A 6,000-nucleotide genomic window follows, 5' to 3' on the forward strand; every position below is an offset into this window, starting at 1 on the left:
CTGGTGGCGTTGTTGGCCCCGCCGGCGTCGGTCCGGTCGGGCCCGGCCGGCGTTAGACGTCTCCCAAGAAACGGTGATCCAGGCCCCCGTCCCTATTCCGGCAGGGGCGTGCGGACACCGAGTACCGGTTGCCGGCGTCGACCGTGGCTCCACCCGCGGTCCCACGGCCAACGGCGATGGTCGTCAGTCCATACGAGTTGAAACGCGCGAATGCGCGGGCCACAGAGCTCGACGGCGAACCTCAGGTGGACGTCCGGGTGTTCGACTTCGACCACCTCAAGAAGGAATTCGCTCTGGTAGTCGATGTGCATAGCCGGCTGCAGAAACGTGCCGTCGTCGACAACCTGATGTGCGATCGAGTTCAGCAGGCGGGCCGATGTCTGCGGCTGCAGCCCGGTCACCAACAGCTCAGGCAGGCCGATCTTATGCAGGCCGATCGTGTAAGCGAATGGTCGTCGATCGCTCTCGACAAATTGAACTGCCCACCCGTGGTCCCTGACCGTGTCCCGCAGAGTGTCCAGGTACTCATCGATGGTGCCGTCGGGGTTGTCGCACTTCCAGCACATGGCCGCACCCTTCTGTAGTGGATACGAGCCACACTGCACTGACCCACCGACAACTCTTGCGCGCCAGTCGCGACTGATCCCGTGGCATCAACACTCCGCCCGGCTACCGTGGATCTGGTGACGTTGTCACGATCGTGTCTTACCCGGCTCTACGCCGCTGGATCCGTCTTGTTCACCCTGGCCGCAGCCCCCTCATGCGGACCAGCGGCCCCACCGCCAGCCATCTCCGCCCCCGCCACCGCGGCGCCGGCAACCATCGCGCCACGTATGGCTCCGGCAGCTGAATTCGCGCCCGTGGCCCCGCTCATCAACGAGGCCGTTGCGGCACAGCGGCTCCCCGGAGCGGTAGTCCAGATCGGGCACGCCGGGAAAGTCGTCTTCCGCCAGGCCTTCGGCTCGCGCAAGCTCCCCGACGAACCGGGACTGGATGGGACACCCGCCCCCGCTGAGCCGATGACCGAAGACACCATCTTCGACCTGGCGTCGTTGACGAAGAGCCTCGCCACCACCGTGGCCATCCTGCAGCTGTACGAAAAGGGCCTGATTCACATCGACGAACCCCTGCAGACGTACCTGCCCGAGTTCAACCCGACCAACGACCCACGCCGTGCGCAGGTCACGCTGCGCATGATGCTCACCCACACATCGGGCATCGCGGGAGATCTGAGCCTGGACGGTCCGTGGGGCCTCGACAGGGCCGACAAAGCCGAAGGTATTCGCCGCGCGCTGGCCGCGTGGGTGGTGTTCGAGCCCGGAGAACTCTTCCACTACTGCGACATCAACTTCGTTCTCCTTGGCGCGCTGATCGAGAAGATCACCGGCGAGCCGCTCGATGTTTACGTGCAGCACAACGTCTTTGCTCCGCTGGACATGGCCGACACCCGCTATCTTCCCGCAGCCAAGGCGTGTGGTCCGCACCAGATCCGCGGTACCGCAGTCGCTTTCGATGCAGCCGCTCCTGCGGCTGGTCCGTGTCCGCCGGGTAGCTGGAAGATCGATCTGCTGGCCCGCGTCGCGCCGACTGCCCATGACGAAGACACTGCGGGCCTCAACCCCGACTTCAGCCAGTTACTCCGCGGTACGGTGCACGACCCGACAGCACGCCGCATGGGCGGGACGGCAGGCAGTGCCGGGGTGTTCTCGACGGTTCAAGACGTCGGCCGGTTTGCCCAAGCCCTACTCGACCGTCTCGCCGGGCGTCCGAGCCCGTTCCCGCTGAAACAATCGACCCTGGAACTGATGACAACTCCGCAACAGCCCGGGCACAGCACCGCGCAACTCGACGCAGCCAACAACGCCACCCGACAAGCCATCGAAAAGTCGCCCAACACAAGAGATCCCTTGCTCGCACCAAGTTACCCGGCAATAGCGGGCCAGGACCTGCGCGGCCTCGGCTGGGATATCGATACGGCCCACTCCAGCCCGCGCGGCATGATCTTTCCCGTCGGCAGCTTCGGTCACACCGGCTTCACCGGCGTGACATTGTGGATGGACCCAGGGTCGGACACCTACGTGGTCGTCCTCGCGAACGTGATCCACCAGCGCGGCGGTCCCCCTATCGCGGACCTGAGTGGCGATGTCGCCACGGTGGCAGCCCGGGCCCTGCATCTTTACGACGCGTAGACGCAGTGCGGGGACCACGGCGCCTTTGATGCTAACTCTATCCTGTTGCGATGAAACAGGAACGCATCAGAGTTGAGGTCATCGATGGCATCGCCTACGTGACGCTGGACCGAGCGGACAAGATGAACAGCCTTGACCTGCCGATGCTGCAAGCACTGGCATCGGTCCCCGATCAGCTGACCCGTGACCGGTCGATCCGCGTGGTGATCCTGCGCGGCGACGGCCGGGCGTTCTGCACCGGGCTTGACTTCGCCGGAGCGAAGCTCTCCGGGTTGGCCGGCGTGCGCAACTTCGGCAAGTTGCCCTGGCAGAAGACCAACCTGTTTCAGCAGGCCTGCTGGGCCTGGCGCGAGCTGCCGGTTCCGGTGATCGCAGCGCTGCACGGCCATTGCTATGGCGGCGGCCTGCAGTTGGCGTTGGCTGCCGACTTCCGGATCACGACGCCGGACTGCAAGCTTTCGATCATGGAGGCCAAGTGGGGCTTGATCCCCGACATGACCGGGGCCGTCACGTTGCGCGAGCTGCTTCCCCTGGATGTGGCCAAACGCCTGACCATGACGGCAGAAGTGTTCTCGGGTACCGACGCCCTCGGGTACGGACTGGTCACCGCGGTTGCCGACGATCCCGTTGCCGCCGCCCAGGATCTGGCGGCACAACTGTCCGAGCGGTCGCCCGATGCGTTGGCGGCGACTAAGAAGCTGTTCCACTCGACGTGGACGTCATCGGTTCGCCGGACGTTCTGGACTGAATCGGTGTTGCAACTTCGGCTACTTCGGGGTCGCAATCACCGCTTGGCACGAGGGGCGGGTCGCGACGGCAGGCCCGTCTGGGCGCCGCGGTCGTTGGGCTGAGCACCAACGTGTTTCACCAGCGCCACCAGGCCTTGGATGTGTGAAGCGGTCCAGCGGCGGCTGCTACGGCAGTCGACTTCGGAACGATGGTGTTCGCCTTGACCGGTGTGAACGTTGACCTGCGGTGATGTGGGTCGTCTCGGGTCGATTATGGCTGGGGGGCCGGCATCTCGCCGGCCAGCCGCGATACGAGCCAATCGACCTGCGCGAGCAGTCGATCGATGGTGTAGATGTCCGGTGCGGTGAGACGTAGGCGGACAATCTCGTCGCATGCGGCGTGGATCATCCGCACGGTCAGATCCGTATCAGGCACTGCATGCGCCCGTGCCATCAACGCTTCGGCGAGGTACGTACGGACATTCGATCGTGATTGGGCGAGCCGCTCGTAGAGTTCGGGCGGGCCGCCTTCGGACGGCATCAGGAACATGCGCCAGGTCGCCGGGTCGGCGTCGACGGCCGCGAGCACGCCGGCGACCACGTCGCGGGCACGTATGGTCGGGTCGACCCGCAAACCACCGGTCCCTTCGAAGAAACCCCTTCCGGCGCGGAAGGTTTCGCGATCCACCAGGGCGACCAACATGCCCGTGAGCCCGCCGAACTGCTGGTAGATGACCGGTCGTGTTATACCGCACAGTTTCGCGATGCGATCGACATTGACCGCATGGAAGCCCTCGTTGTCCACGACGGCCCGGCATGCATCGAGGATCTGGTCGCGGCGCTGCGGACCCGGCATTCGGACCTGGGTCACGCAAATCACCTCCTTGCCAACCCGAACTTACACATTGTAGCCTATCTTACATACTGTAAGATAGGAGCCACGACGTGGTGTATCGCCTAGTTATCTGGGGGCCCGGCGAGGTGGGCGGGGCGGTGCTGCGCGCCGCACACGCCAGTCCCGACTTCGACATCGTTGGCGTCAAGGTCTTCAGCCAGCACAAGCACGGCCGCGACGCCGGTGAACTGGTCGGCATCGGACCGATCGGCGTCACCGCCACCCGGTCCAAGCAGGAGATCCTCGCGCTCGACGCAGACTGCGTGATCCTCGCCCCGCTGCCGACGGCGATCATGGAAGGTCTCGACGATGATGTGATCGAGATCCTGGAGTCCGGCAAGAACGTCGTGACTACCGCCGCGTATCACAATGTCGCCCAGCCGAACTGGTTGAACACCGCACGCACTCCGAGCGCTCGGCTCCGGGCGATCGCGGGCCTGGGCGTCGCGCGCAATCCCCGTGAACGCAGAATGCTGGCCGGCGTCAAAGCTCTGACTTCGATCCCCTCGCTGGACCGCGTGACCGACCCGCTTCTTGCGCGCGTCGCCGATCGAGCGATCCCCGTACGAGCGACTCCTGAGCGATTGAGGCAGGCGTGCCGCGCCGGCAAGAGTTCCTTGCACGGAACGGGCATGCACCCCACGTTCATGGTCGAGCGGCAGATGATCCGGCTGGCCGGGGTGCTGAACGAGGTCCACCACATCCGCTTCATCGAAGCGCTCGACTTCAGCTATGCCCCGGACGGAATGTGGGGCGGCTTACGTGGACTGGGCTTCGGCCACGACATCGATGAGATCAACGACGACTTCTTCCTGGCCAAAGCTGGAGATTTCTACTACGGAGACCTGGCCAGCAATGTCGGCCATGCTCTGTTCGGCGCGCACCCGCATGAGATCCGGATCCAGCGCTCACTGCGCGCGATTCCGGCGAAGCACGCCTTCCAGGTCGGTTCGACGACGATCGAAAAGGGCAGCGCCGCGGTACTGCACATGACCCATCGCGGATATCTGCACGACGGCAGGCAGTTCTTCACCAATGAGGAATCATGGTTCCTCGGTACCGAGCACAAGTTCCACGGCGACAACCTCCCGTTCGGCAACCTGCCCGATCTCGGCGGGTACACCTTCGAGATCACTGGCAAGCCGGCAACGATTCGTGGGCAGATCGCCTATGCCGGCGATCCGGCGACTACTGCCAACCCGATCACCGCAGGATCGGTCCACGCCCTGCTCGATGCAGTCGGGCCCGTCTGCGCAGCCGACCCCGGCATCGTCATCGACGACGCCGCCCCGTACTACCGAACGGCAGGAGCACGGTGAACACCGAACCGATCATCGCCGGGCCGGGCGAGGACATCATTGCGCTACTTGAAGCCGGACATAGCGTCATCCTGACCGGCGAATTGCCCTCATCCGCAACAGTAGTCGCTGATGCCTGCCGCCGCGGCGGGGCCGCCGTCTACTCCGCGACCGTCACGGGTGCGTTCATGATCGAACGCATCGTCATGACCATGATCCAGGGGATGGACCTCGTGCGTCACATCGACATTGCCGTCACCGAACCTGGCGATCCCTGTTACACCGCCACCATTTTCAATGTTGCCGACACCCTCTTTGGCGACCGCGACGTGCGTATCGAGCGCGAACCAGGTATCCACACGGCCTATCGCGGCGAGCGGCACTTCCTCACCATCACGCACGACCGCAGCGAAGGACCGTTCGGACCGTTCAACACATCGCGCGGTTACGCACTGCGGGTGAGCGGCGAGCCCACCGAACTCAACGCACAGTGGGAGATCGACGGCACAATCGACGCCACACAGCTCATCTCAGATGCCATACCCGCTGTCGGACAAGCAGATCCAGGCATCCTCGCAGACGACCCGACACCCCGATACCGGCTCGACGATCGGTGATAGGGGTAGCGGCCCCACTGTGAGACCACCGGGGTCGGGTCGTCGCGGCTGCGGTGGTCGTGGAGCCCGGCAGCACTGTCGACATCGATGACATACGGCCACATTTCAGTTGAGCAGGGATCGCGATAAAGAACGATAGCGAGGTAAGCGGTGAAGGAAGATCAGAGTCAGGCCGGCCGACTTGAGGGACTCGAGCGGGTAAGTCCCCTGGCGTGGTGGGGTTTCGGGGTGCTGGGCCGATGGTGCCGGACCTGATATCGGGTGTGTCGCTGA

6 protein-coding genes are annotated in these 6,000 nt (G+C 64.5%); 4 read left to right on the top strand and 2 right to left on the bottom strand.

Annotated elements, in window-relative coordinates; translation table 11 throughout:
- Positions 1-92: 92 nt before the first annotated feature.
- Positions 93-566, bottom strand: a complete 474-nt coding sequence (locus AWC16_RS13150; RefSeq protein WP_085265186.1) for a DUF4262 domain-containing protein — start codon at positions 564-566, stop codon at positions 93-95.
- Positions 567-680: 114 nt separating this feature from the next.
- Here AWC16_RS13150 and AWC16_RS13155 point away from each other — a divergent pair, with 114 nt between their 5' ends.
- Together AWC16_RS13155 and AWC16_RS13160 are read left to right on the top strand one after the other, a co-directional pair.
- Complete coding sequence (locus tag AWC16_RS13155) at positions 681-2,189, top strand: serine hydrolase domain-containing protein (protein WP_420094300.1); 1,509 nt, start codon at positions 681-683, stop codon at positions 2,187-2,189.
- Positions 2,190-2,239: 50 nt separating this feature from the next.
- Complete coding sequence (locus tag AWC16_RS13160; protein WP_085265188.1) at positions 2,240-3,040, top strand: crotonase/enoyl-CoA hydratase family protein; 801 nt, start codon at positions 2,240-2,242, stop codon at positions 3,038-3,040.
- 148 nt (positions 3,041-3,188) lie between these two features.
- On the opposite strand, the gene AWC16_RS13165 is transcribed toward AWC16_RS13160, so the two are convergent.
- Positions 3,189-3,788 (bottom strand): TetR/AcrR family transcriptional regulator, encoded by a 600-nt coding sequence (locus AWC16_RS13165; protein WP_234812251.1) that lies wholly within the window; start codon positions 3,786-3,788, stop codon positions 3,189-3,191.
- 74 nt (positions 3,789-3,862) lie between these two features.
- Between AWC16_RS13165 and AWC16_RS13170 the strand changes: the two genes are divergently transcribed.
- Entirely contained in the window at positions 3,863-5,131 is a 1,269-nt protein-coding gene (locus AWC16_RS13170; RefSeq protein WP_234812252.1) for a hypothetical protein, read from the top strand.
- On the top strand, positions 5,128-5,727 hold the full coding sequence (locus tag AWC16_RS13175) for a hypothetical protein (protein ID WP_085265190.1): 600 nt from the start codon (positions 5,128-5,130) through the stop codon (positions 5,725-5,727). Before AWC16_RS13170 ends, AWC16_RS13175 begins: the two co-directional genes overlap by 4 nt.
- The last annotated feature ends 273 nt before the right edge of the window (positions 5,728-6,000 follow it).

The sequence above is a fragment of the Mycolicibacter longobardus genome, assembly GCF_002102265.1.
GTDB classification, from domain to species: Bacteria; Actinomycetota; Actinomycetes; order Mycobacteriales; family Mycobacteriaceae; genus Mycobacterium; species Mycobacterium longobardum.

Bases quoted from the DNA above. Each gene is read 5' to 3' on its own strand.
- AWC16_RS13150 (WP_085265186.1), bottom strand. From the start codon at position 566: ATGTGCTGGAAGTGCGACAACCCCGACGGCACCATCGATGAGTACCTG.
- AWC16_RS13160 (WP_085265188.1), top strand. From the start codon at position 2,240: ATGAAACAGGAACGCATCAGAGTTGAGGTCATCGATGGCATCGCCTAC.